Below are 23,796 nucleotides of genomic sequence, written 5' to 3'. Positions count from 1 at the left end.
CGCCGCGGCCGGGGTCAGCCGCTGGTGCGAGCCGTGTGGCGCCAGGGTACCGAATCTCGCTAGGAGGCCCGCCTGATGTGGTCGCGCGCGTGCTCGAGTGCGGGGTCGAGTTCGTCGTAGAGGTGGTGTGGATCGCGCAGCGATGAGATCACCCCGAGCTGTTCGAGGAGCTTGCGGTGGTGCCCCTGCACGCCCTTGATGAGCACGGTGACGCCGCGCCGCTCGAGGCTCGCGACGAGGCCGGCGAGCGCGTTCGCGCCGGTCGCGTCGATGATCTGTAGATCGGAGAGGCGGAGGATCGCGACCTCGACCCCCTCCTCGTCGGAGATTGCTTCGACGAGCCGGTCTGCCGCACCGAAGAACAGCGAGCCCTCGACCTTGAAGAGGGCGATGCGCTCGTCGCCGGGCTCGGCCTCGCCCGGCAGCGTCTCGCGGGTCGCGACGCTCATATTGCCGAGGGTGCGCAGCGCGAAGAACGCGGCGACGGCGACGCCGATGCCGACGGCCACGACGAGGTCGACGCTCACGGTGATGAGCAGTGTGATCGCGAAGGTTGCGGCGCTCGATTTGCCCGAGCGGAATACCCGCCCGGCGGTCTCAAAGGAGACCATGCGTGCGGCGGTCATCATGAGCACGCCAGCGAGGGCCGCGAGCGGGATCGCGCCAACAATGGGCGCCGCGACGAGCACGACGAGCAGCAGCGCGAGGGCGTGCACGATCGCCGCGAGCCTGGTGCGGGCACCCGAGCGCACGTTCACGGCGGTGCGCGCGATGGCGCCCGTCGCGGGCATGCCGCCGAACAGTCCCGAGGCGATCGAGGCGAGGCCCTGGCCGAAGAGCTCGCGGTCGGCGTTCACGGGTCCGGTGTCGGCGATGGTGGCGGCGACGCGCGCCGACAGCAGCGACTCGATCGCCGCGAGCGCGGCGACGGCGGCCGCGGGGCCCGCGAGGGATCCGAGCATCGCCGCGTCGAAGCTCGGTAGCGTCGGAGCGGGCAGGGTGCTTGGCAGTTCGCCGATGGTGGGGAGGAAGGATCCTGCGAGCGCGGCGACGACCGACACGATGAGGATCGCGGCGAACGACGACGGGAAGCCCGGCGCGAACTTTTCGAGCAGCAGCATGATGACGGCGACGGCCGCGACCGCGGCGAGCGGCAGCAGCGCGCCAGGCCAGCTCGCCTCGGTGACGGTCTGCCAGGCGGCAACGACGGCGTTCGAGGAGTGGCCTTCGGCAGCGACCCCGAGGGCGGCGGGGACCTGCTGCAGGAAGATGATGATGCCGATGCCGGCGGTGAAGCCCTCGATGACTGGCCACGGGATGTAGCTCACCGCCCGCCCCAGCCTGAAGATGCCGGCGAGCACGACCATCAGCCCGGCCATGAGGCTCACGACCGCGACGGCCCCGGCTCCGTGCAGCACGACGATGGGGGCGAGCACGACGACCATCGCGCCTGTCGGGCCCGAGACCTGCACGTTCGAGCCGCCGAAGACGGCAGCGACGAGGCCGGCGACGATTGCGGTGATGAGGCCTGCCTCTGCCCCGACGCCCGAGCTCACACCGAAGGCGAGCGCGAGCGGGAGTGCGACGATCCCGACGGTGAGGCCCGCGACGATGTCGCCGCGCCAGCCGCTGCGGAGCCCGCTGTAGTCGTCTCGGGAGGGGAGCAGGGCTCGCAGCCCCGCAAGGATTGCGGACACGTGTTGCCTTTCTCTCGACCCCTCCATCATGCCTCACGAGTCGTGATAGTTGGTACATAGAAAATGCTGGGCTAGGACCTCCTGGCGAGATAGTCTGATCCAGAATTAGTCAAAGGGGAACTGATGGATATCTTTATGTTCATAACGCAGTTGCTCGTGGTGCTCCTCTGTATTGTCATGGGCACGCGATCAAGCGGCGTTGGTCTGGGACTGTGGGGCGGCACCGGCGTCGCGATCCTCGTCTTCGTATTCGGCCTTGCTCCCGGCGCACCACCGGTCGACGCGCTGCTCATCGTGCTCTCCGTCGTGCTCGCCTCCTCGATGATGCAGGCAGCCGGCGGCATCGACTGGATGGTGTCGATCGCAGCGAAGGTGATCTCGAAAAACCCGAAGCAGATCACGCTCATCGCGCCGCTCACCGCCTTCCTCTTCTCGGTCGGCGCGGGCACTTCGAACATTCTGTACCCGCTGCTCCCGGTGATCTACGACCTGTCGTACCGCAACGGGATCCGCCCCTCGCGCCCGCTCTCGCTGTCCGTCGTCGCCACCGGCGTTGCGCTCGCGTGTAGCCCGGTTTCCGCCGCGATGGCCGCGATGATCGCGCTCACGGACACGGCACCGTGGAACTTCGAGCTTATGGACATCATCAAGGTGACGCTCCCCGCAGCGATCGTCGGTATCTTCCTCGCCAGCCTCTTCGTGCGCCGCCTCGGCAAGGACATCGCCGACGACCCCGAGATCCAGGCGAAGATCGCCTCGGGCAAGCTCGTCGCCCCCGGCACCACCGCGACCGCCGTCAAGGCCGAGGTGACCGTCACCAGCCAGGGCCGCTGGGCGGCAATCATCTTCCTGCTCGGTGTCCTCGTCATCGTTCTGTTCGGCCTGTTCTCGGGCCTGCGCCCGCTCGGCGCCGACGACTCACCGATCGCCATGACCCCGATTATCGAGATCATCATGTTTGTTTCGGGCACCCTCATCATGCTCGTCTCAAAGCCGAAGGTCTCCGAGATCCCCACGATGACCGTGTTCCGGGCAGGTATGGTTTCGGCGATCGCGCTGTTCGGTCTTGCCTGGCTGACGAACACCTTCCTCGGCGAGCACTCCCAGCTCGTCGCCGACGGTATCGGTGGCCTCGTCGACACGGCCCCCTGGATCTTCGCCCTCGGCGTCTTCCTCGTCTGCGTGCTCACGACCAGCCAGTCAACCGCGACAAACTCGATCGTGCCGATTGGTCTCGCTGCCGGTATCCCGCTCGGCCTCATGAGCGGCATGTGGGCGGGTGCCTTCGCCGGTATCTACCTGCTGCCGACGAACGGCTCGCAGATCGCCGCGGCGAACTTCGACGAGTCCGGCTCGACGAAGCTCGGCACGAAGCTCGTCGACCACTCGTTCTTCCTGCCGACACTCATCCTCGCGGCGGCGACGATCGCGGTCGGCTCGCTCTTCGGGGTGCTCTGGGGCGGCTAACCCCAGGAACGCAACAGGAGCGGCTCGCCATGTGGCGGGCCGCTCCTGTTGCGTCCAGGCGGTGTGCGACGCCTACTGGGCGGCGCGGAACGCGTCCCAGGAGCGCTTGCAGGCCTGGGCGATCGCGTCGACGTGTGCGGGATCCTCGGCTACCCAGTCGGTTCCGGGCTGCTGCAGCTCAGCCGCTGCCGCGTCACCGAGCAAGAACTCGCGCAAAAACTCTGCCTGCACCGCACCGAGGCGAAGCCCCGCAGCGTCGGCCTCCGCGCGGAGCTCCCCGAACCGTTCGCCAGCGGCGCGGATCTCCTCGCTGCCCAGGTACGGCTGATTGAGCAGCACTGCATCCGGATCCGCGACGTCGAAGCCGGTGCGGTGGGCGGCACCGAGGGCGCGCAGCGCGGCAGGATCCATCGTGGGGCGGTCTGCGGGGTCCCGCTCCTCCCCGTCGTGATCGCCGCGGTTCGAGAGCGCGACGACCGCAGGAAGCCGATCGGCCTCGGCACGCTCAACGTTGACCGCGCCCTCGCGGGTGGTCGTCGTGTTCATGGTGTCGTGGAACGACAGCCTGGTGAATGAGCCGCCGCGCTCGAGGCCCTGCGCGACGAAGCGGTCGGTGAGTTCCTCACGCGTGCGCTCGTAGACGCCGAGGCCCTGCTCGGCGGTGTCCGCGAACGCGTCGACGAGCCGCTGCAGCCCCTCGTCGGTGTCCGGGATCTCGAGGATCGGGAAGAACGAAAACGTCACAGGGCGGATCGCGTCGACGCCCGTGAGGTCGACTTTCTGCCACGCGCCAGCGGCCCGCACGCGCTCGATCGCGGCGGCGAGATCGGCGCGCACGTCGGCCGGCTTCTTGCGATTCGGGTCGCGGATGAGGCGCGGGTGTGGGTTGATGACCGCGACGATGCGGGGATCGATCTCGGCCCAGCGCCGCACGATTGCCGCGGTCGCAACATCGGAGAAGTCGTACTGCAGTCGGCGGGTGAGCGCGGGTGAGAGGAACTCGGCGAGCTCCTCGGGGATCGCGGCACCCGAGTGCGGTGTCGCGACGAGCACGTCAGCGTCGGCAATCGCCTCGTCGAGCGTGCGCGATTCGGGGTTCGCGTAGTGCGTGATCTGCTCGGCGGTGAAGACCGTGCCGGACGGGATTAGATCGAGAGAGTTCGTGCTCATGTGCTCAGACTACTCAGGAGCCCGGCGTGTGACCAGGGGTTTGTGAGTGAGGTCTGGAAAAGCTATGCGCGACCCTGGTTTCGCCTGCGGATCGCGGCCGGCGGCCGGCCCCCGAGGTATGACTCGCCCGAGTCGACGACGTAGCCCTGTTTGAGTGCTTCGCGCCCGATGAGCATGCGAAACACCATCTCTTCGCGGTCGGTGAGGGTGACCTCGACCGGCACCTCGCGGCCGACAAGACCGAGATCCATCACGACCACGAGCCGGTCCTGGGTGTGGCCCGAGGAGCTGCGAACGGTGCGGCGATCGTGGATCGGCAGCTCCACCTCAACCTCATCGAGCACACCCTGCTGCCACGGCTGCACGGTGAAGCGCACCCACTCGGTGCCCTCCCGAGTGAAGACGGTAATGTTGCCCGCGTGCAGGGCCGAGGTCTGCGCTCCGGTGTCGATCTTGGCTTTGATCCACGACACCCCGATTCCGGGCAGGCTCACCCATTCACGCCAGCCCGTCAAGGTGCTTGAATAGTATTCGTCCACGACTCCTATCTTGGCAGGAAATCAGCTTGAAACTGGCGATTCTTTCGCGCGCCCCACAGGCGTACTCGACGCAGCGTCTCCGCGCGGCCGCTGAAGCACGCGGCCACACCGTGAAGGTGCTCAACACCCTTCGCTTTGCGATCGACCTTGCGAGCGATGAACCCGACCTGCGCTACCGCGGTAAGCAGCTGAGCGACTACGACGCGATCCTGCCCCGCATCGGCAACTCGATCACCTATTTCGGAACCGCCGTCGTGCGGCAGTTCGAGCAGATGGACGTCTATACGCCGAACACCGCGAACGGCATCTCGAACGCGCGTGACAAGCTGCGAGCGATCCAGATCCTTTCCCGCCACTCGATCGACATGCCGCCGACCGCGTTCGTGCGCAACCGCGCCGACGTGCGCCCCGCGATTGAGTCTGTCGGCGGTGCCCCCGTCGTCATCAAGCTGCTCGAAGGCACGCAGGGCATTGGCGTGATCCTCGCCCCGCAGGTGAAGGTCGCCGAGGCGATCATCGAGACGCTGCACTCGACACAGCAGAACGTGCTCATCCAAAAGTTCATATCCGAGAGCCGGGGCCGCGACATTCGCGCGCTCGTCGTCGGTGACCGTGTGGTCGCCGCGATGCGCCGCGTCGCCTCGGGCGACGAGTTCCGCTCGAACGTGCACCGCGGCGGCACCGTCGAGCCCGTGAAGCTCGACCCCGCCTACGAACAGACCGCGGTGCGCGCGGCGCAGATCATGGGCCTGCGCGTCGCCGGTGTCGACATGCTCGAGGGCGACGACGGGCCGCTCGTCATGGAGGTAAACTCCTCGCCCGGCCTGCAGGGAATTGAGACCGCGACCGACCTCGACGTCGCGGGCGCGATCATCGACTACATCGCGAACCAGGTGAACTTCCCCGAGATCGACGTGCGCCAGCGCCTCTCCGTGTCGACCGGGTACGGCGTCGCCGAGATCTCGATGCACGAGGGCGCCGAACACGTCGGCAAGCAGCTCGGCGACCTCGGGCTGTGGGATCGTGACATCACCGTGCTCACGCTGCACCGCGGCGTGCAGGTGATCCCGAACCCACGTAAGCACGTGCTGCTCGAGGCGGAGGATCGGCTGCTGTGCTTCGGCAAGCTCGAAGAGATGCGCTCGATGATTCCGGAGCGGCCGCGCCGCCGCGCCCGCGTGCGCAAGCTCCCGCCGGAGGCGCAGGATCTCGTCGACGGGTAGCGCGTCGGCCGCCGGGCTCCCCGGACGCGGGGGCCGGCGCGCTACGCCCGCTATGCCCGCTTCGCGGTGAGCTGGAACTCGACCAGCCCATCGGGCTCGACCTCCACGAAGCCGAGGCTCGGCGCTTCGATGCCGTAGTCGGCGAACGTGATTGGGATGCTGCCCGCGAGCTCCGCCGTGGTGCCGTCGCTGCGGAGTTCGACGTCGAAGGTGACGGTTTGGGTCTCGCCCGCGAGCGTGAGCTCGCCCGTCGCCGAAGCCCGCACGGTTTCTCCGGCATTCGGAGCCTCGGCGAGCGTGACGGGCTCAGTGAGCGTGAAGGTGGCCTCGGGGAACTCGCCCGCACGGACGGCTTGGTCGCGGAAGTAGGCGTCTCGGGAGCCACTGTCCGTTGTGATTGACGCGACGTCGACGGCGAGGCGGGCGGCTCCGAGTGTCAGCCCATCCTCGCCGATGGTGAAGGTGCCGGAAACCTCTGGGGTGCGTCCCGTGACCGTGACATTGGTTCCGTTGAGCACCTCATCGACGCGGTAGCCCGCTTCTGACCCGTCACTGACTGCCCAGTCGCCTGCGAGCTGCGCCGGGTCGAGGCGCGCTGTGCCCGCGGCATCGCCAGATTGCGCGGATTCACCAGGGGAAGCGGAATCGCCAAGCGAGGGAGCTTCCGCTGCCGGGGCCGCAATGAGGTCGCGGTAGATGGCGGGGCCTGCGATGGCCCCTGCGGTGCCGAGTACGAGGACGCCGGCGGCAACACCGATGAGGATCTTGTGGCTTTTCTGCATAGTCGGTTCTTCCGTTGAGGCGGGCGGATGCACCAACTGTCCCAGCCCGAACCATGAGAAACCTTTGAGAAAGATGCGAGAAAGCTGGGGGATCAGCGCTGCGGCGGCTGTTCGACCTGCCGGGCGGCCTCCGGGTCTCGGCCGCCCCCAGACAGGGTCACCCACACGGGCCAACCAACGAACCAGATCCCGGTGACAAGCCACACCCGCCCGATCCAGCCGATGAGCGCCTCGGTGCGGGGCGGGTCACCGACGAGCCACACGATGAGACCGATCACGGCGGTCGCGATCACGGCGCACAGCAGCATCTTGCCCCACTGCTGCCATTCGTACCGCACCTGCGCGGGCCCGGACTTTGGGGCTTTGAACGGCGGCGGGCCACCGGCGAAGCGGTGCGCGAACCAGCCGTCGGCGCGCGAGATGATCTGGTGCCCGAACGCGACGGTGAACCCGAGGTAGACGGCCCCGAGGCCGTGCGCGAAGTCAGCCGTCGCGCCGTTCACCACAAGATCCCAGGTGATGAACGTAAGCAGCAGGAGGTCGAGCAGCGGCACGCACAACAGCAGCACACTCGATAGCCGCTTGAGTCGCAGCAGATAGCGCGCGCCCAGCCCGCCCCCGAGCATCACCCAAAACCCGATCTCGCAGGCAATAATGCCGACCACAATGATGTTCATGAACCAAGCCTCGCGGTCGGTGCGCTCGTGCGGCTCCTGCGGGTGGCCGGAGGGTCTCATTCGTTCGGATGAGATCTTGCTGGGCACAGGTGCGGGAGGATGGGAACATGGACACTGACTGGTGGGTGAGACTGCGGGCGCAGCCCGCCCGGCGGAACACGCTGATCGCGCTGTTCTGGCTCGGCCTCGGTGTCGTGCTCTGGGCGTTTGGTGTTCGCGGGCTCTGGCAGCTCGTCGCGCTGTTCGGTGCCCCGCCGTGGGCGTTCCTCGTGACGCTCGGCGCAATCGCCCCGCTCGTGCTGCTGCGTACTCGGCGGCCGTTCCTCGGCCTCGCACTCGGGGCGGTTATTGCGATCGTCGACACCCTCATGGGGGCGAGCCTCGGCGTCGTATTGATATTCACCGATCTCGTCTACGCGGCGATCAAGTACGGCAGCGAACGCGGGGTGCGGATCCTCACCCGCGTAGCCGGTATCGCCGGCCTTGGGCTCGTGCTCGCGCTGTTTGGAATCGTGCCGCGCGACCCCGGCCTGGCGGTGTTGCTCGTGCAGTGGGCGCTCATCGTGCTGGTTTCTGGACTGTGGGGCTGGAACGTGCGCGCAGAACGCGCGAGAACCCGCACCGAGCTCGCCGCGCGGCACGCCGACGAGAACCGTGAGCTGCGCACCCGCATCGCCCATGATCTGCACGACCTCGTCGCGAACCAGATCGCGGTCGCGGGACTCCACATCGAGGCTGCAAAGCTGCAATCGGCGAAACTTGGGAACGATCACGGGCCGCTCACCCTGAGCCTCGACCGGGCCAAACTCGGCACCGAGCGCGCGCACCGTGAGCTGCGCGGCCTCATCTCCGTGCTCACCGTCGTCGACGGGACTGACGGACGCGAGCCGGTGCGCGTCACCGAAGCACTGCAGCAGCTCGGGCAGCTCATGCCGGCCGGCAGGGCGATCCGCTGGCACGACGGTGCGGCGGCGCGCATCGGCGAGGCGCTCTCGCACGCGCAGGCCTCGCGTGCGACGATCGTGGTACGTGTGCTCCAAGAGCTCGTCGCGAACGCCGCCCAGCACGGCATCGGTGACCTCGCCGTCTCCGCGGAGCGCGACGACGTTCAGCAGCTCCGGGTCACCCTCATGAACGCCGTGAGCGCCGACAGCGCGCCGGAGCGCCCGGGCGGCGGGCTCGGCGTCGCGGGGACCGGGGTGCTGCTCACGAGCCTCGGCGGCGAACTCGATTCGCGAGAAACACCGACCGGGTGGCGGGCGACGCTGACACTCCCGCTGCACGACCCCACGGGCAGGAGTACGACATGACCACCCCAACCAGAGTGCTCATCGCCGACGACCACGAGGCCGTGCGCGGCGGGGTCGCTGCGATCCTGCAGGCGAGCGACGACATCGAGGTCGTCGCCGAGGCCGAAAACGGTTTCGACGCGCTCGCCGCGTGCCACCGCGAACAGCCAGACGTCGCGCTTGTCGATCTTCGCATGCCGGGCACCGACGGCGTCTGGGCCACCGAACGGATCACCGCTGAGACCGCCACCCGCGTGCTCGTGCTCACCACCTACGACTCGGGTGAACTCATCGCGAGCGCGCTCGCCGCGGGCGCCCACGGGTACCTGTTGAAGTCAACGAGCGGCAGTGACCTCATCGACGCGGTGCGGCACGTCGCGGCTGACCGGCACGTGCTCGATCCCGCAATCGCCGGTTCGGTGATCGCGGGCTTTGCGGCTGCCCAGCGTGCGGTGCCAGGGGGTGTCTCGGGGGCCACAGGTATCCCGGGGGATCCGGGCGCGGGCTGTGCCGGCGCAGCCGGTCTCACCAACCTCACGCCGCGTGAACGAGAGGTGCTCGCGCTGCTCGTTGACGGACTCACGAACCAGCAGATTGCTGACACCCTCCACATCGGGCTCACGACCGCGAAGACCCACGTGGGTGCGCTCTACGCGAAGAGTGGCGCGGCCTCGCGGGTGCAGCTCGCGGCGCTCGGTTCGGCGGTGTTGTAGCCGATCCAGGCGCGCGCTCGCGTGGTTACCTGACCCGGAGAGCCGCCGGCAGGATTCGCACCTCGAACGCCGTGACATCGGCGAAGTCGTCGCCGTCGACCTCAAACGCGTGGGGCTGAGGCAGCTCCGCGCGCACTGATCGCGCTCGGAGGTGCTCGGTGCTTTCCGAGCTCTCGGCACGGTCAGCGCCGGTGAGGATCCGCTTCAGACCGTTGTCCCACACCAGGTTGCGCATCGTGTCGAGCCAGGCTGCGGCACCGTCGGCGCGGAGCACGAGCAGGTCGAGCTCGCCGTCGTCTGGCTGCGCGTCGGGGAGCAGCGTCATGCCGCCCTGAATCGTGCCGCAGTTCGCGATGAGTAGCGTGTGCGCCTGCTCGGGGACGGCCTCGCCGTCATCGAGGGTGAGCGAGAACTCGACGACCTCGGTCTCTGCGGCCGCGCGTCCCAGCGACTCGACGTACGCGAGCCAGCCAGCCTTCGCCTTGAGGTCGTCGTCGGTCTCAACGATCATGTGGGCGTCGATGCCGAAACCGACCATCACGACGAAGGCGTGGTCGGCCTGGGAACCGTCGGCGAAGCTGAGCCGCGCAGACCCGAGGTCGAGCGGTCGTGGCTGTTCAGTGAGCACGCGCGTAAAAGCTGCCTTGATATCGCCGAGCGGCACATCGAGGTTGCGGGCGAGCAGGTTGCCGGTGCCGAGCGGCACGATGCCGAGATCTGCTGCGGGCGATCCAGAACCACCGAGCGCCTCAGCGACGGCCCGCACGGTGCCGTCGCCACCCGCGGCAACGACGATGTCGCAGCCGTCCGCGAGAGCGGCGGCGGCTGCCCCCTGCCCCGGGTCTTCCTTCGTCGTCTCGAACCAGCGGACTTGGGCGTCACTGGCGGCTTCGGTGAGCGCGGCATCAACCGCCTGCCGCAGCTCGGCCTCCTCGATCTTCGATGGGTTCCATACGAGTCCGACGGTTTGGTTCACGGTGTTCCCCCTGGGGTGACACGGCTCGCGCTGTCACGAGTCGTTCGTATCTCTATGATTGCGAGCCCCGCTGGTGACCGGCTGAAAATCAGGGGATCAGCCTGACAGGCCCGCGAGCTGCCCCTTCCAGTGCGCACGCCACGCCTCGATGAGTTCCCCGTCGGAAAGCCCGTCTTGACTGATCGTGATGATCGCCTTCGCCGGGTCTTTCGCGATGGTCGCAGCGACCTCGACCTTGCCCGCCTCCGCGAGATTGAAGCGCCAAAACGACCGCTTCTCGGTGCGCGAGCTCCGGCGATCGGTGACGGTGTGCCCGAGGTGCGTTGCCGTCGCCCCGTGCGCCACGACCCACGCTTCAAGGGCGGCGTCGCGGTCGAGAGCGATCGTGCGACTCGCGCTCACCCTGAACGACCCGGTCGAGGACTGGCCGGGCACGCGCAGCCCGACGTGCTGCTCGTAGGCGATCGCGACGCCCTGCGCCCACCACTCCTCGTTCTCAACGCCGTGCGGCATCGTCGAGAGTGCGAGCTTGGCGATCTCGGCATGACTCAGCGATCGGGCACCGTGCGCGGTGAACACCGCGACCCACTCGTCCCACGGACGGCCCGTCGCGCGTTCAATCGCCGGCACGCGCTCACCGCGAGTTTGATTACCTACGCCACCGCTGCTGCTCATGGCATCAGTGTAGGCGCGACCTCAGACATTCTGGTCGCTTGCGAGTTTGCCGTAGATAAGCGTGTCGCACCACTCGCCACGCATCCACTCGGCCTCACGCAGATGCCCCTCCAGTCGCATACCGATCCGCTCCGCGACCCGCATCGACGGCACGTTGCGCGGGTCGATGATCGCAGCCACCCGGTGCATCCGCACCTCGGAAAATACGTAGTCGAGGAGCGCGGTGGCGGCCTCGGTCACGAAGCCCTGACCCGCGTGCGCTGGGTCCCCCGCCCAGCCAATCTCCGCGACCCGGTGGTCGCGGTCGGTGAACCAGCACATCACCTCGGCGACGCGCTCACCCTCGTGCAGCACCATGAGCGAGACGGCACCCTGTTCCGTGTCAAAGCCGCGACGGTTCATCCGCTTCGAAATCTCGGCCTCCGAGATGTCAGCCGTCCACGGACCCGCGGGGATGAACCTGCCGACCTCCGGCTGCGAATACACGCTCACCAGCCACTCCCTGTCGGCGTCTGTGAGGAGGCGCAGCTCGAGTCGTTCCGTGCGGATGGGGGCAAAAGTCATAGCTTAATGCTAAACGGGGGTCGCCTGAGTGGTTGAATGAGGGGCATGACTGAGCAGGCGATCCCCGTGAACCGCGAGACCAGACGATACGCGGAGCAGGAGTCCTCGCAGCACGCGGCGCTCGCCGCCGAGCCGCCCGAGGTGCCGGGCGGATCAGGAGATCTCGGAGACAGCTCAGCCCTCGAGGAGTTCCGCATCGACCTCGAGCGGATCCGCTTCTCCTCGTACTTCGCCCGCCTCTCCGACGTCACCCAGGTCGTGCCGCAGTCGGGCGTCGGCCCGGTCATGCACAACCGGCTCACGCACTCGTTGAAGGTGAGCGCGGTCGCCCGCGTCGTCGCCGCAAACCTCGCGGGTGCCGCCGCCCAGCACGAGGCCTTCGCGCGGGGAGAAGCGTCGCACGACGACGAAACCGGAGCGACGATCGCCCGACTCGGCGGCTGCGACACGATCGTCGCGCAGGCGGCAGCCCACGCCCACGATCTCGGCCACCCGCCGTTCGGGCACCTCGGCGAGCGCGTGCTCGACCGAGTCGCCCGCGAGCGGCTCGGGCTCGCGGAGGGCTTTGAGGGGAACGCGCAAACCTTCCGCATCCTCACCTCGCTTGACACCCTCGGCCGCGACTTCCCCGGCCTGAATCTCACGGCGGCAGTGCGATCCTCGGTGCTGAAATACCCGTGGACGCGCGGCCGGTGGATCGGCGTCACCGAAGACGAGCTCCCCGTCACCGAGCGGCCGCGCGGCGTCGGCAACGACCCCATCAAGGGGGCCGAAAAGTTCTCGGCATACGTGCTCGAGGCCGGCGAACTCGAGTCGTCCCTTGCCGCGTTCCCCGCGATCGGTGAGGGGGTGCAGACCGTCGAGTGCGCCGTCATGGACATCGCCGACGACATCGCGTACGCGGTGCACGACCTCGATGACTTCACGCGCGCGGGGGTGCTGCAGCATGCGGCAGTCTCTGCCGAACTGCAGACGTGGCTTGTCGAGGATGCGCTGCTCGCGGCTGAGCCCCTCGAGGCCATCCGGGCCGAATGGCGCAGGCCGGGCCGCTCGCTCGAGCTGCGCTGGCGCAGCATGAGCCGAAAGGACGGCTGGATCGCCGACCGCGAAGCCTTCCGCGCGGCAGTGCAGCGCGTGAGCGACGAGCTCGCCGACGGGCTGCTTTCGACACCCTACGACGGCGGCATCGCGAGCGAGCGCGCTGTCTCGGGCTTTACGCGGCGGTGGATCGAGCGGCTCCGCTCCGCAATCGTCGTCGATGCGAAACCGCATATGCGTGGCGGCCACGTCCGGCTGAACCAGCGTGCCTGGCACGAGGTCGCTGTGCTGAAGTTTGTGCACTCGAGCTTCGTGCTCGAGACGCCCGACCTCGCACACTCGCAGCGCGGGCAGGCGAGGGTCGTCGAGGAGCTGGTGCTCGGCTTCGATGCGTGGCTGTCGGATCCCTCCGATGCGGGGCGGGCGCCTCGCCGGCTGCTCGAGTGGGTGGACGAGTCGACCGAGCGGATCTTTGAGCTCTCGCAGGAACGCCCAGAGCTGCTGCAGGGCGACATCACGGGCACGGGGATCCACCGCCGGGGCCGGGCCCGCGCGATCCTCGACTATGTCTCCTCGTTCACTGACCAGCAGGCGGTCGCGGCCTTCGACCTGCTCACCCGCGCGGGCTAGGGCAACCCGCCTACCTGCAGTCCGACCGCAGCGCCTGCTCCACCTCTACTCGCATCCAGCCTTCCTGCGCTCAGTGGCCATTACCTCAGCGAAGTCATGGCTCATTTACGGTCTATTACTCCTGACCTCGCTGAGGTCATGGCGAGTGAGCGCTACGCGGTGGGCTGAGGCTGGGTGGGCCAGGGCTGGGTGGGGGCAGGGTTGGGTGGGCTGAGGCTGGGTGGGCCAGGGCTGGGTGGGCCAGAGCGGGGCTCGTTGGGCTGTCCGGCTTCCTCACCGACCCCATTCATCCAGTCGGACTCTTGCGAGGCCGGAAAACGGGGTGGAATGGATTACACGGGGCTGTACAGCTCGCGAATAGGACGTGCGGACTCGCGGAGAGGGCGAGAGGGCGACTAACCCGCGACCTCATAGTCGGCACCGGGCTGCCACGGCAGCGACCAGCCGACGCCGTCATAGATGCTTGACAGCAGCATGCCGGTGAAACCCCATACAGTGTGCCCGCCGAAGCGCTCCTGCAACTTGAACGCCGCCCCGCGGTGCGTGAACCCCTCGCGCCGCAGCACCGAGTGGCCGCGCGCGGCAGGATCCAGCATCTCCGCGACAGGTACCCGAAACACCTCGACAGACTCCGTATGATCCGCGGCTATCTCGCTCGGGCGCTGCCACCAGCCGATCACGGGGGTGACGAGGTTGCGGCTCACCGGCACGTGGATCTCCGGAAGCGTACCGAGCACCTCGACCCCGGACGCGTCGAGCCCGGTCTCTTCCTCAGCCTCGCGCAGCGCCGTCACGGTGATGTCGGCGTCCTCAGCTTCGACGCCGCCGCCAGGAAACGCGATCTGACCGGCGTGGTGCCGCATCCGGTTCGCCCGCCGGGTGAGCAGAATATCGAGCTCAGCGGGCACGGCTCCTCCCGCCGCCGGGTCGGCGTGCACCTGATCGAGCGCGCCGAAGAGGATCAGCACAGCTGATCGCCGCAGCTCCCCGTCTGTCGCGGGGAACGGTGGGGTGAACTCGATGTCGAATCCCCGATCCACCGCGTCTTTGAGTTGCTGTCGGGCTTCCGCTGCAGTACGTGGCATGCCCTCAGCCTAGGCGGTAAGTCGCTTGCGGCTAGCCGTCCGCGAGGAGATCTGCAAAACCGTCTGGCACGCGCTGCGACCTCGCCCACGGTTCGCGGTCGCGCCGCGCGACACGCTTCACCTGGCGTGACTCCTCGGCGCGTGCGGCGGTGAGCACAGCGATTACTGCAGCACGCTCCTCGTCGCTCACGCCGCGGGTGACGAACGTGATGTCTTCGCCGTGGATCGCGTCGTCAACGTCGCCAGCGTCCTCACGCTTTGCGGCGTCACGGGCGGCGGCGTCGGGTGGGAGTTCGCCGAGCGTCTCGTCGGAGAAGCCGAGTTCGCGGGCGAGCTCGGTCGCCTGGACGGGAGTGTTCTCGCTCATAGCGGGATGTTGCCGTGCTTCTTCGCGGGGAGCTCGGCGCGCTTGCCGCGAAGACCGCGCAGCGCCTTGATCACCGCGAGGCGGGTGCCAGCGGGCTCGAGCACGTTGTCGATCTCGCCGCGCTCGGCCGCCAGGAACGGGCTGGTCACGTCGGCCGTGTACTTCGCCGTGAGCTTCGCACGCAGCGCTTCGACGTCCTCGCCTGCAGCCTCAGCCGCGGCGATCTCCTTGCGGTACAGGATGTTGACGGCACCGGCACCGCCCATGACGGCGATCTCGGCGGTGGGCCACGCGATGTTGAAGTCCGCGCCCATCTCCTTCGAGCCCATCACGATGTACGCGCCACCGTAGGCCTTGCGGGTGATGATGGTGACGAGCGGCACGGTCGCCTCGGCGTACGCGAACAGCAGCTTCGCGCCGCGGCGGATGACGCCCTGGTACTCCTGCTCGGTACCGGGCAGGTAGCCGGGCACGTCGACGAGGGTGAGGATCGGGATCGAGAACGCATCACAGAAGCGCACGAAGCGGGCCGCCTTCTCGCTCGCGTCGATGTTCAGGGTGCCGGCCATCTGGTTCGGCTGGTTCGCGACGATGCCGACGGTGCGGCCCTCGACGCGGCCGAAACCGATGAGGATGTTCGGGGCGAACAGCGGCTGCACTTCGAGGAAGTCGCCGCCGTCGATGACGGCCTCGATGATGGCCTTCATATCGTAGGGCTGGTTCTGGCTGTCGGGGATGATCGTGTTCAGGCGACGATCGGCCTCGGTGATCTCGTACGCGGTGTCGCTGTCGTAGATCGGCGCCTCGGCGAGGTTGTTGTCGGGGAGGAAGCTGATGAGGGTGCGCGCGTAGTCGAGTGCGTCGAGCTCGTCGCTCGCGAGGTAGTGCGAGACGCCGCTCGTCTTGTTGTGGGTGAGCGCACCGCCGAGCTCCTCGAACCCGACTTCTTCGCCCGTGACGGTCTTGATGACGTCTGGGCCGGTGACGAACATGTTGCTCGTCTTGTCGACCATGATGACGAAGTCGGTGAGTGCGGGCGAGTAGACCGCGCCGCCGGCCGACGGGCCCATCACGATCGAGATCTGCGGGATCACGCCGGAAGACATGGTGTTGCGCTTGAAGATCTTCGCGTACTGCGAGAGCGAGAAGACGCCCTCCTGGATGCGCGCGCCGCCCGAGTCGAGCATGCCGATGATGGGCGCGCCGGTCTTCAGCGCGAAGTCCATCGCCTTGACAATCTTCTCGCCGGCGGCCTCGCCGAGCGAGCCACCAAACGTGGTGAAGTCCTGCGAGTAGACGACGACCTGGCGGCCGTGGATCGTGCCGACGCCGGTGACGACTGCGTCACCGAAGGGCTTGTTCTTCTCCATGCCAAACGCGGTGGCGCGATGCTTCACGTACTTGTCGAACTCGACGAAGGATCCGGGGTCGAGCAGCGAGGAGATGCGCTCGCGGGCTGTCATTTTGCCGCGCGGATGCTGCTTGGCTGCCGCTGCCGCGTCGCGGTCGCCGACTGCCTCTTGGTACTTCAGGCGGTGGTCTGCGATGCGGCCGGCCGTCGTCGCGAGATACTCGGGGGCGGTGTCGTTCTCTGAGGTCACGAGATTAGCCTAGCGCGCGCACCCGAGCCATTCTTAAAGAACTCCTCCAACTGAATTGCGGATCCTTGGCCGAAACCCACAATGTTGCCGCGGGCGTAAGCTCGGAGGCATGGATTTCAGGCTTACCCGCGCCCAGCAGCCCCGTGTCGAATGGCGGGATGAGTCTCCCTCAACGAACGCCGAATTGCGCGAGCTTGCTGCCGCCGCGGCAGTCGCGGGTGATCCCCTCCCGCACGGCACCGTGCTGCTCACCGATAACCAGACCGCGGGTCGCGGTCGGCTCGCTCGCGGGTGGGAGGTGCTGCCCGGGCGTGCGCTCGCCGTATCCGTGCTCGTGCGCGGATACGGCGACGGGCTCGCTGCCACACCTGCTTGGGGGGAGCTCGGGCCGGGCTGGCTGCCGTTCATCGCTGGATCCGCCGTGCACGCCGCCTTTCAACCGCTGTTCGCGGCGGCGGCTGCGCGTGACGAGACGGAAACACTACGGGTCGGCATGAAGTGGCCGAACGACGTACACGTGCGCGACGAGGAGGACGCGCTCGAGGGACGGCCTGGCAAGAAGCTCTGCGGGATCCTCTGTGAACTCCTCCCCGACGGCAGCGCTATCGTGGGCATGGGCATGAATCTTCTGGTCCCTGAGTGGGAGCTGCCGACCGAGCGTGCGACGTCGCTGCTCGCCGCCGGTGCCGACGTTGGCCACGCCGAGACGTTTGGCGACCCGCTCGGAGCGGAGCTCGCCGACCGCGTGGTGGCGGGGGTGGCGGCAGAGCTGCTGCGGCTCACAGAGCTGGCGGCGCGCGAGCCCGGAGCGATCCGCAGCCGAGCCGCGAGGCACTCCCTCACGGTCGGCACCGAAGTGCGCGTGCACCTTCCGGGCGACAAGATTGTGGACGGGCGCGCGCGCAAGCTCGCTGACGACGGCGCGCTCGTGGTGGATCTGCCGACCGGTGGGACCCTGACGGTGAACGCCGGCGACGTGCAGCACCTGCGGTAACTGTCACGTCGCCGGCGAGCGGCACGAGTACGGGCGGGCTAGCCGCGGTTGCCTTCGAGGGGGAACTCGTCGCCGAGCGCGTCGATCTGTTGCGTCGTTGGATCGCCCTCCGAGAAGTCCATCTTCGGGACCGGCTTTCGGAATCCCTTGGTGACGATCGCGATCACCCCGACACCGATAATGAGCCAGGCAAGCCCCACGATCCAGGTGACGGGCTGCAGCGACGTCCACAGCCAGATCGTCAGCGCGAAGCCAATCGCCGGCGCGACGCCGTACCGGAGGACCTCTCCGAACGTCGCAGGCCGCGCGCGGCCGCCCTTGGGGAAGAGGTAGCTGCGGATCACCGAGAGATTCACCATCGCGAACGCGGCGAGCGCGCCGAAGCTGATCATGAACGCCACGGTGTCGAACGGAACGAAGAGCGCCGAGAGCGCGAACACCGACACGACGACGGCCGCGACGGCGGGGGTGCCGAAGCGGTGGTGCAGCTTTGACAGGGGCTTCGGGAGCATCCCGTCACGCCCCATCGCGTAAAGAATGCGCGAGACCGACACCTGGCCCGTCATTCCCGAGCCGAAAGCGCCGGCGACGTACACGGCAACGAAGAGCGCGGTAAACCAGTCGGCGCCGAAGGAGTCCATCACCGTAGTGCCTGCGGCCTCGATCTGCGCGTCGCTGAGTGACGCCCAATCGGGGGTGAACGCGAGCGCGCCCGCCCACGCGACAAGGATGAAGAAGAAACCGCCCACCAGGGTCGAGAGCATGATCGCGCGCGGGATGTCGCGGCGCGGGTTCTTGGCCTCCTCGGACAGCGTGGAGACAGCATCGAAGCCGAGGAAAGACATTGCAAGGATCGCTGCGCCCGAGGCGATGGCCCCGATGCCGCCCTCGCCGAAGGTGAATGGATCGAGCACTCCGACCGATTGATCGCCGCCGAGATACTGCTTGAACGCGAGCACCACAAACACGATGACGAGCAGCACGGAGAGCGCGATGATCGCGATGTTCAGCTTGTTCACGAGCGTGATGCCGAGCACGTTAAAGAGCAGCACGAGCAGCAGCGCCGCGAGCGTGAACACCCACACTGGGACTGCGGGGAACTGTGTGTTCAGATAGATGCCGATGAGCATGAAGTTGATCATCGGAATGAACAGGTAGTCGAGCAGCATCACCCAGCCGGTGAGGAAGCCGGGCCCACCACCGAACGACTGCTGGGCGTAGGTGTACGCGGAACCGGCGACCGGATATTTTCGCACCATGGCCGCGTAGCTTGCCGCGGTGAACAGCATCGTGACGACCGCCACAATGTAGGCGGCGGGGAGCTTGCCCCCGGTGACCTGGTTCACGATGCCGTAGGTGGTGAACACCGTGATGACCGTCATGTAGGTCACGCCGAAGAACGTAAGGCCAGTGAGTCCGAGCGCTCGCCGCATGTGCGGCTGTGCCTCGTTCGAGGTGGGGGTGGGTGAATTCGACACGATTCTCCTTTGAATCAGTGGGTCGGGTGGGGTAAAGCGTTAGTGGGTGCGTTCGCCGGCGAGCCAGGTCCCGCGGACTTCGATCTCGGGGACGGCGGTCGGGTCGACGGTGAGCGGATCGGCGGCGAGCCAGACGGCGTCCGCGATCATGCCGACGTTGAGTGTGCCGCGTTCGGGCGCGAGCGCCTGCTGGGCGGTGGCGAGCGTGTAGGCGGAGAGTGCCGCGCCGGCGCTCACGCGCTCGTCGGGGAGCCAGGAATCCGCCTCGGGCTCGAGGTGGCTGTGCCGGGTGACGGCCGTCGCGAACGCGGGCCGCCAGTCTTTCGTCGTGACGGGCCAGTCGCTGCCGAACGACACGGTCGCGCCGGAGCGGAGCACCGAGCCGATGAGGTACTGCCAGCCCTCACGGTCGTGCCCGATGTGCGGGATCGTGAGGTCACGCATGACCGCGTCGCACTGCGCCCAGTACGGCTCGAAGTTCGCGATGACGCCGAGTTCGGCGAACCGGGCAATGTCGGCCGGTGCGAGCATCGCGACGTGGGCGATGACGTGCGCGCGCTCGCGGGGCGGGTTCTCCGCGTTCACCGCCTGGATCGCATCGAGGGCGATCCGGTTGGCGTCGTCGCCGATCGCGTGGATGTGAAGCTGGAATCCGGCCGCGTCGAATGCCTTGGCGGCCTCGGCGATCTCGTGCTCTGCCCAGTTGGGCAGCCCGCGCTCCTCTGGGCGATCCGCATACGGGGCGCCGAGGGCGGCGGTGCGGCTCTCGATCACGCCGTCGACGAAGAACTTGATTGTCTCGGCGCTCAGCCTGGCGTGCCCAAGCGCGCGGATCTCGTCGCGCAGCTCGATGAAGCTGCCGGCCTGCTCGCGCCAGGTCGCCGGGTCGGCCCGGAACGCAAGATTGACGCGGGTGTGCAACCGGTTCTCGCGTGCGGCCGCGAGGTAGGTGTCGACGTCGCTGAGCTCGACCCAGGCATCCTGCACCCAGGTGGTTCCCTGCGCGGCGTAGTCGCGCGTCGACGACTCGATTGCGGCGACCCGGTCGGCGAGGGCGAACGCCGGGACGACGTCGGCGATGAAGTTGTTTGCGGCGGCTTCCTGCAGCGTGCCGATGGGGGTGCCGTCTGCGCGCCGCACGTAGCGACCGAGTGGTGGATCGGGGGTTTCTGCGGTGATGCCGCCCGCTGCGAGCGCTGCCGAATTCACCCAGGCTGTGTGGTAATCCCACGCACGCAGGATGGTCGGGGTGTCGCCGGTGACCGCGTCGAGCCACTCGGCGTCGAAGACGCCGCCCGGCGCGAAGGTTGCGTCGTAGCTTGCGCCGACGATCCACTCGGCTTCGGGGTGTTTGCGCTTCCACTCGGCCACCGCGTCGATGATGCCCTGGAGATCTGCGGCGTCGCGGACGCTGGGGCCCGCGGCCTCGAGCCCGCCGAGCACGGGGTGGGCGTGGCCCTCGCCGATGCCGGGCACGAGCGTTCCGCCCGCGAGATCCACGACGGTGGCCCCGGCCTGTTCGGCGAGCGCTACTGCGTCGGGGCCCAGGGCAACGACGCGATCGCCGCGAAACGCGATTGCGTCGCTCGTGTGCGTGCGGCCCTCGCGCTCGGCCTCGAGGATGATGCTTCCACCAGTGAACACCGTGAGTGTCATGCTCGCTCCTTCTCCGGCCTCGATGCCGGTGCAGGGTTCCCCCATTTAATGAACAGTGTTCGTTATTGTAGGCCCACTCGGGCTGAGAACGCGAGTCGCAGGGGTGGTGTGGCACGGACGGCGTCCTCCGGTAGCCTCTGCTGAGAGAGAAACCGATGCGGCGGGAACGAGGCCGCGTCGACCGCTCGGAGAGAAAGTGGCGCACCATGGCGGTGAACGAGGAGACAACGGCCCGACGATCGGGGCGGCCCACTACGGCCGTGCTCACGCGCGGGCTCATCCTTGAGACGGCGCTCAGGCTGCTCGACGAGCGCGGTGAGTCTGGCGCGAGCCTACGTGACATAGCGCGCGAGCTGGGGGTGCGGCCGTCTGCGCTGTACAACCACATTCAGGGGCAGGACGACCTGATTTCTGGTATCCGAGAGCTTGTCAGCGACCGTATCGATGTGTCGGGCTTCGCCGAACTCTCCTGGGACGCGGCGCTCGAGCGCTGGGCGCGCTCGTACCGGAACGCCTTCGCTGCGCATCCGCCGACGATCGCGCTCCTTGGCGTGCTGCCGATCGCGACGGGAACGCGCACGAGCCAGATGTATGAAGTGGTGTGCCGCGGGCTGGTGGCCGCTGGTTGGCCCGAGGATGAGGTGTTGGTGACGGTCATCGCGATTGAGAGCTTGATTTTGGGCGCTGCGCTCGATCACACCGCTCCGGATAACATGCTCGACCCCGGCGACGACCCCGAAGCCCCGACGTTCAGCGCGGCGTATGCGGCTGCACGGGCCCGGACAGATCAGCAGCGCCCGACTGATATTGCCTTCGATATTGGCCTCGGCGCAATGCTCGACGGCTTGCGCGCGCGGCACGTGAAACTGACCAACTCACCCAGTGGGGTGCGGCCGGTGGGTTAGGCCGGAGACCCGTTGGGGACGATACCCGGATCCTGAGTATCGGTGAGTTCGCGCCGGGTGCGCTCTGGCCGTTTGCCTGGCGACGGGTGCCCGTCTTGCCTGCGCGTATCGCGCTCTGTGGGTTCTTCGTGCGGCGTGGCCCAGGGGACAAAGACCGACATGAGTCGGAAGAGCCGATCGTCGAGCCGATCGATGCGAGAGCTGAGTTTGGTGTCGAGTTGATCGATGCGGGAGCTGAATGTGGTGTCGAGTTGGTCGATGCGGGAGTTGAGCGTGGTGTCGAGATGATCGATGCGGGAGTTGAGCGTGGTGTCGAGTTGGTCGATGCGGGAGTTGAGCGTGGTGTCGAGTCGATCGAAACGTGAGTTGAGCTTGCTGTCGACCCGGTCGATTTGCGTGGTGAGTTTGGCTTCGTTGTGGTCCATTCGTGCTCCGAGTCTTGTTTCGACGCTCTCGAATCGTTTGCCAACCGAGTCGAATCGTTTGTCGATCGCGTTGAATCGTCTGTCGACCGTGTTGAATCGTCGGTCGATGGTGTCGAATCGCCTGTCGACAGCGTTGAATCGCTTGTCGACCGCGTCGAAACGCCTGTCCACGGTGTCGAATCGCCTGTCCACGGTGTCGAATCGCCTGTCGACGGCGTTGAATCGCTGGTCGACGGTATCGAAGCGTGTGTCAATTGCTTCGAATTTCTTGGTGTGCGCACTGAGGTGTGCGTCGATTCTTTTGAATTCGGTAGTGAGGCTCTTCGACATTACGGCGTGCAAAGTGATGATGAGGCCGGCGAGCGAGATGCCGACTGTGGCTAGCGGAATTTGGGAGAGTAAGTCCAAGGTGGCCTCCTGTGCAGTGGGGAGATTTCGCGTTGGGCCAACGGTACGTCTCGGCGTCGGAGAGTTGGGGGCGAGGGCTGCAAATGTGGAGAGATTGGAGGAGAGTGCCTGAGCTTCTTCGCTGTGGATAGCGGTTGATCCCCGACGGCTTATGTGCGGCTCGGCTCAGCTTCCCGATGTTTCGCATCCCGCTCAACAGCCTCCGCACGGCGGGCGATTTCTCCTTCGAGTGAGGCATTCTTGCGAGCGGCCGCAGCGACCCTCCAGCGGCGTTCGGAGACGCCGATGCTGACTATGTGGGTCTTCGTGTCCCCTGCGCCCCATACGACGAGGTCGAGAGTGCCGGGGAGGAGCAATGTAAGCAACATCACTGACAGCCATTCCATGGGGTACCTCCGGGAGTCGCTCCGAATATGGGTAACCCAACGGTACATGACAGGTGTAGCTTACGGCGCTGTGGGTTCTGTGGAAAACCCCGCGGATCGCGATTGCCAGGGGCGTTGTGGGGAAAGCTCCCCTCTGCCGCTACCGGAAGATGATCGTGCGATCCCCGTCTTGCAGCACCCGGTTCTCGGCGAACCAGCCGACGGCGTGCCGCAGCACCCGCGACTCAATGTCCTGCCCGAGCTGCACGAGCTCGCGGGGCGAGTAGGAGTGATCCACCCGCGTCGTGTCCTGCTCGATGATCGGGCCCTCGTCAAGATCGGTCGTGACGAAGTGAGCCGTCGCCCCGATGAGCTTCACGCCGCGCTGGTGTGCCTGCTTGTAGGGGTTTGCGCCCTTGAACCCGGGGAGGAACGAGTGGTGAATGTTGATCGCGCGCCCAGCGAGCGCCTCGCAGAGCTCGGGGGAGAGGATCTGCATGTAGCGCGCCAGCACGACGAGCTCGATGTCGTGCTCTTCAACTGCCTCGAGCACGCGGGCCTCGAAGGCCGCCTTCTCCGCGGCGTCGGTAACGGGGCGGTGCTCAAAAGCGACCCCGTAGAACTCAGCAATGTCGCGCATTGTTTCGTGGTTCGAGAGCACGAGTGGCACCTCGATGGGGAGCTGGCCCGCACGCTTGCGGTACAGCAGGTCGTTCACGCAGTGCGTCGCGGTCGAGCCGAGCAAGAGCGTGCGCACGGGGCGGCCGACCTGGTCAAGCCGCCAGCTCATGTTGTAGCGCTCGGTGACAGGTGCGAGGGAGCTGCGGAATCGTTCGCCAAAAGTGTCGGCCTGCGCGACTGCCTCGACCTGGAGGCGCATGAAGAAGCGACCAGTGTCGGCTGACGCGAACTGCTGGCTCTCGGCAATGTTGCCGCCGGCGGCGACGATCGCGCCGCTGATCGCATGGACAATGCCCGGTCCATCGATGCAGGAGAGAGTGAGTACCCACTGGGAGCCGGGCGTATCGGCGACGAACGTGTTCATCCGGCCAATTCTAGGCCACACAAGCGG

Annotated in this window: 22 protein-coding genes; 7 read left to right on the top strand and 15 right to left on the bottom strand. The window is 67.3% G+C overall.

Annotation, left to right across the window (positions count from 1 at the left end; all coding sequences use genetic code 11):
* Positions 1-59: 59 nt before the first annotated feature.
* On the bottom strand, positions 60-1,697 hold the full coding sequence (locus tag ACI1US_RS03845) for a SulP family inorganic anion transporter (RefSeq protein ID WP_461638295.1): 1,638 nt from the start codon (positions 1,695-1,697) through the stop codon (positions 60-62).
* 135 nt (positions 1,698-1,832) lie between these two features.
* On the opposite strand from ACI1US_RS03845, the gene ACI1US_RS03840 reads away from it, so the two are divergent.
* Positions 1,833-3,164: an anaerobic C4-dicarboxylate transporter gene (locus ACI1US_RS03840; protein WP_416550056.1), complete on the top strand. Its 1,332-nt coding sequence runs from the start codon at positions 1,833-1,835 to the stop codon at positions 3,162-3,164.
* Between the two features lie 72 nt (positions 3,165-3,236).
* Here the strand turns inward: ACI1US_RS03840 and ACI1US_RS03835 are convergent, their stop codons facing one another.
* A complete protein-coding gene (locus tag ACI1US_RS03835) occupies positions 3,237-4,334 on the bottom strand; it encodes an N-formylglutamate amidohydrolase (protein WP_416550057.1) in 1,098 nt (365 codons plus the stop codon).
* Between the two features lie 62 nt (positions 4,335-4,396).
* Positions 4,397-4,873 (bottom strand): ATP-dependent zinc protease family protein, encoded by a 477-nt coding sequence (locus tag ACI1US_RS03830; protein WP_416550058.1) that lies wholly within the window; start codon positions 4,871-4,873, stop codon positions 4,397-4,399.
* Between the two features lie 26 nt (positions 4,874-4,899).
* Between ACI1US_RS03830 and ACI1US_RS03825 the strand changes: the two genes are divergently transcribed.
* Positions 4,900-6,096 (top strand): RimK family alpha-L-glutamate ligase, encoded by a 1,197-nt coding sequence (locus ACI1US_RS03825; protein WP_416550059.1) that lies wholly within the window; start codon positions 4,900-4,902, stop codon positions 6,094-6,096.
* A gap of 50 nt (positions 6,097-6,146) precedes the next feature.
* On the opposite strand, the gene ACI1US_RS03820 is transcribed toward ACI1US_RS03825, so the two are convergent.
* Both ACI1US_RS03820 and ACI1US_RS03815 read right to left on the bottom strand, forming a co-directional pair.
* Positions 6,147-6,878, bottom strand: coding sequence for a YceI family protein (locus tag ACI1US_RS03820; RefSeq protein ID WP_461638291.1), 732 nt, complete (start codon positions 6,876-6,878; stop codon positions 6,147-6,149).
* Positions 6,879-6,970: 92 nt separating this feature from the next.
* Positions 6,971-7,555, bottom strand: coding sequence for a hypothetical protein (locus ACI1US_RS03815; protein ID WP_461638289.1), 585 nt, complete (start codon positions 7,553-7,555; stop codon positions 6,971-6,973).
* A gap of 107 nt (positions 7,556-7,662) precedes the next feature.
* Here ACI1US_RS03815 and ACI1US_RS03810 point away from each other — a divergent pair, with 107 nt between their 5' ends.
* Both ACI1US_RS03810 and ACI1US_RS03805 read left to right on the top strand, forming a co-directional pair.
* Entirely contained in the window at positions 7,663-8,865 is a 1,203-nt protein-coding gene (locus ACI1US_RS03810) for a histidine kinase (RefSeq protein ID WP_461638287.1), read from the top strand.
* Positions 8,862-9,557, top strand: coding sequence for a response regulator (locus tag ACI1US_RS03805; RefSeq protein WP_461638285.1), 696 nt, complete (start codon positions 8,862-8,864; stop codon positions 9,555-9,557). Before ACI1US_RS03810 ends, ACI1US_RS03805 begins: the two co-directional genes overlap by 4 nt.
* A 25-nt stretch (positions 9,558-9,582) precedes the next feature.
* On the opposite strand, the gene ACI1US_RS03800 is transcribed toward ACI1US_RS03805, so the two are convergent.
* The 3 genes from ACI1US_RS03800 to ACI1US_RS03790 all read right to left on the bottom strand — a co-directional run bounded on the left by ACI1US_RS03800 (position 9,583) and on the right by ACI1US_RS03790 (position 11,772).
* The gene (locus ACI1US_RS03800; protein WP_461638283.1) at positions 9,583-10,533 is read right to left on the bottom strand and encodes a diacylglycerol/lipid kinase family protein; all 951 of its coding nucleotides are present in this window, start codon (positions 10,531-10,533) and stop codon (positions 9,583-9,585) included.
* A gap of 96 nt (positions 10,534-10,629) precedes the next feature.
* The gene (locus tag ACI1US_RS03795) at positions 10,630-11,208 is read right to left on the bottom strand and encodes a hypothetical protein (RefSeq protein WP_461638281.1); all 579 of its coding nucleotides are present in this window, start codon (positions 11,206-11,208) and stop codon (positions 10,630-10,632) included.
* Positions 11,209-11,229: 21 nt separating this feature from the next.
* Positions 11,230-11,772, bottom strand: a complete 543-nt coding sequence (locus tag ACI1US_RS03790) for a GNAT family N-acetyltransferase (protein WP_461638279.1) — start codon at positions 11,770-11,772, stop codon at positions 11,230-11,232.
* A gap of 45 nt (positions 11,773-11,817) precedes the next feature.
* On the opposite strand from ACI1US_RS03790, the gene ACI1US_RS03785 reads away from it, so the two are divergent.
* Positions 11,818-13,440, top strand: coding sequence for a deoxyguanosinetriphosphate triphosphohydrolase family protein (locus tag ACI1US_RS03785; protein ID WP_461638277.1), 1,623 nt, complete (start codon positions 11,818-11,820; stop codon positions 13,438-13,440).
* Between the two features lie 395 nt (positions 13,441-13,835).
* Here the strand turns inward: ACI1US_RS03785 and ACI1US_RS03780 are convergent, their stop codons facing one another.
* The 3 genes from ACI1US_RS03780 to ACI1US_RS03770 are packed head-to-tail and all read right to left on the bottom strand — an operon-like array spanning position 13,836 to position 16,493.
* The gene (locus ACI1US_RS03780; RefSeq protein ID WP_416550060.1) at positions 13,836-14,525 is read right to left on the bottom strand and encodes an NUDIX hydrolase; all 690 of its coding nucleotides are present in this window, start codon (positions 14,523-14,525) and stop codon (positions 13,836-13,838) included.
* A 31-nt stretch (positions 14,526-14,556) separates the two neighbouring features.
* Entirely contained in the window at positions 14,557-14,892 is a 336-nt protein-coding gene (locus ACI1US_RS03775) for a hypothetical protein (protein ID WP_416550061.1), read from the bottom strand.
* Positions 14,889-16,493: an acyl-CoA carboxylase subunit beta gene (locus ACI1US_RS03770; protein ID WP_416550062.1), complete on the bottom strand. Its 1,605-nt coding sequence runs from the start codon at positions 16,491-16,493 to the stop codon at positions 14,889-14,891. The genes ACI1US_RS03775 and ACI1US_RS03770 overlap by 4 nt, the downstream gene beginning before the upstream one ends.
* A gap of 109 nt (positions 16,494-16,602) precedes the next feature.
* Between ACI1US_RS03770 and ACI1US_RS03765 the strand changes: the two genes are divergently transcribed.
* Positions 16,603-17,487 carry a biotin--[acetyl-CoA-carboxylase] ligase gene (locus tag ACI1US_RS03765; protein ID WP_416550063.1) on the top strand — a complete coding sequence of 295 codons (885 nt, stop codon included), beginning with the start codon at positions 16,603-16,605 and terminating at the stop codon, positions 17,485-17,487.
* Between the two features lie 38 nt (positions 17,488-17,525).
* On the opposite strand, the gene ACI1US_RS03760 is transcribed toward ACI1US_RS03765, so the two are convergent.
* Positions 17,526-18,920, bottom strand: a complete 1,395-nt coding sequence (locus ACI1US_RS03760; protein WP_416550065.1) for an APC family permease — start codon at positions 18,918-18,920, stop codon at positions 17,526-17,528.
* A gap of 84 nt (positions 18,921-19,004) precedes the next feature.
* Positions 19,005-20,621 (bottom strand): amidohydrolase, encoded by a 1,617-nt coding sequence (locus ACI1US_RS03755; RefSeq protein ID WP_461638273.1) that lies wholly within the window; start codon positions 20,619-20,621, stop codon positions 19,005-19,007.
* Positions 20,622-20,776: 155 nt separating this feature from the next.
* On the opposite strand from ACI1US_RS03755, the gene ACI1US_RS03750 reads away from it, so the two are divergent.
* Positions 20,777-21,526, top strand: coding sequence for a TetR/AcrR family transcriptional regulator (locus ACI1US_RS03750; protein WP_461638271.1), 750 nt, complete (start codon positions 20,777-20,779; stop codon positions 21,524-21,526).
* On the opposite strand, the gene ACI1US_RS03745 is transcribed toward ACI1US_RS03750, so the two are convergent.
* On the bottom strand, positions 21,523-22,281 hold the full coding sequence (locus ACI1US_RS03745) for a hypothetical protein (protein WP_461638269.1): 759 nt from the start codon (positions 22,279-22,281) through the stop codon (positions 21,523-21,525). The two genes, ACI1US_RS03750 and ACI1US_RS03745, sit on opposite strands and share 4 nt — an antisense overlap.
* Positions 22,282-22,884: 603 nt before the next feature.
* Positions 22,885-23,769, bottom strand: coding sequence for a formyltetrahydrofolate deformylase (purU, locus tag ACI1US_RS03740; RefSeq protein WP_416550066.1), 885 nt, complete (start codon positions 23,767-23,769; stop codon positions 22,885-22,887).
* Positions 23,770-23,796 lie beyond the last annotated feature (27 nt).

Origin of the sequence: Leucobacter sp. BZR 635 (genome assembly GCF_048061935.2) — a bacterium.
In the GTDB taxonomy this organism is placed as follows: Bacteria; Actinomycetota; Actinomycetes; order Actinomycetales; family Microbacteriaceae; genus Leucobacter.
Note: the sequence above shows the minus strand (reverse complement) of the source record. Positions and strands in the feature narration are given on the sequence as shown.

Excerpts from the sequence above, each read along its gene's own strand:
- ACI1US_RS03840 (WP_416550056.1), top strand. The coding sequence starts at position 1,833 with ATGTTCATAACGCAGTTGCTCGTGGTGCTCCTCTGTATTGTCATGGGC.
- ACI1US_RS03835 (WP_416550057.1), bottom strand. The coding sequence starts at position 4,334 with ATGAGCACGAACTCTCTCGATCTAATCCCGTCCGGCACGGTCTTCACC.
- ACI1US_RS03820 (WP_461638291.1), bottom strand. The coding sequence starts at position 6,878 with ATGCAGAAAAGCCACAAGATCCTCATCGGTGTTGCCGCCGGCGTCCTC.
- ACI1US_RS03815 (WP_461638289.1), bottom strand. The coding sequence starts at position 7,555 with ATGAACATCATTGTGGTCGGCATTATTGCCTGCGAGATCGGGTTTTGG.
- ACI1US_RS03810 (WP_461638287.1), top strand. The coding sequence starts at position 7,663 with ATGGACACTGACTGGTGGGTGAGACTGCGGGCGCAGCCCGCCCGGCGG.
- ACI1US_RS03805 (WP_461638285.1), top strand. The coding sequence starts at position 8,862 with ATGACCACCCCAACCAGAGTGCTCATCGCCGACGACCACGAGGCCGTG.
- ACI1US_RS03795 (WP_461638281.1), bottom strand. The coding sequence starts at position 11,208 with ATGAGCAGCAGCGGTGGCGTAGGTAATCAAACTCGCGGTGAGCGCGTG.
- ACI1US_RS03790 (WP_461638279.1), bottom strand. The coding sequence starts at position 11,772 with ATGACTTTTGCCCCCATCCGCACGGAACGACTCGAGCTGCGCCTCCTC.
- ACI1US_RS03785 (WP_461638277.1), top strand. The coding sequence starts at position 11,818 with ATGACTGAGCAGGCGATCCCCGTGAACCGCGAGACCAGACGATACGCG.
- ACI1US_RS03780 (WP_416550060.1), bottom strand. The coding sequence starts at position 14,525 with ATGCCACGTACTGCAGCGGAAGCCCGACAGCAACTCAAAGACGCGGTG.
- ACI1US_RS03775 (WP_416550061.1), bottom strand. The coding sequence starts at position 14,892 with ATGAGCGAGAACACTCCCGTCCAGGCGACCGAGCTCGCCCGCGAACTC.
- ACI1US_RS03765 (WP_416550063.1), top strand. The coding sequence starts at position 16,603 with ATGGATTTCAGGCTTACCCGCGCCCAGCAGCCCCGTGTCGAATGGCGG.
- ACI1US_RS03760 (WP_416550065.1), bottom strand. The coding sequence starts at position 18,920 with ATGCGGCGAGCGCTCGGACTCACTGGCCTTACGTTCTTCGGCGTGACC.
- ACI1US_RS03755 (WP_461638273.1), bottom strand. The coding sequence starts at position 20,621 with ATGACACTCACGGTGTTCACTGGTGGAAGCATCATCCTCGAGGCCGAG.
- ACI1US_RS03750 (WP_461638271.1), top strand. The coding sequence starts at position 20,777 with ATGCGGCGGGAACGAGGCCGCGTCGACCGCTCGGAGAGAAAGTGGCGC.
- ACI1US_RS03745 (WP_461638269.1), bottom strand. The coding sequence starts at position 22,281 with ATGTCGAAGAGCCTCACTACCGAATTCAAAAGAATCGACGCACACCTC.
- purU (WP_416550066.1), bottom strand. The coding sequence starts at position 23,769 with ATGAACACGTTCGTCGCCGATACGCCCGGCTCCCAGTGGGTACTCACT.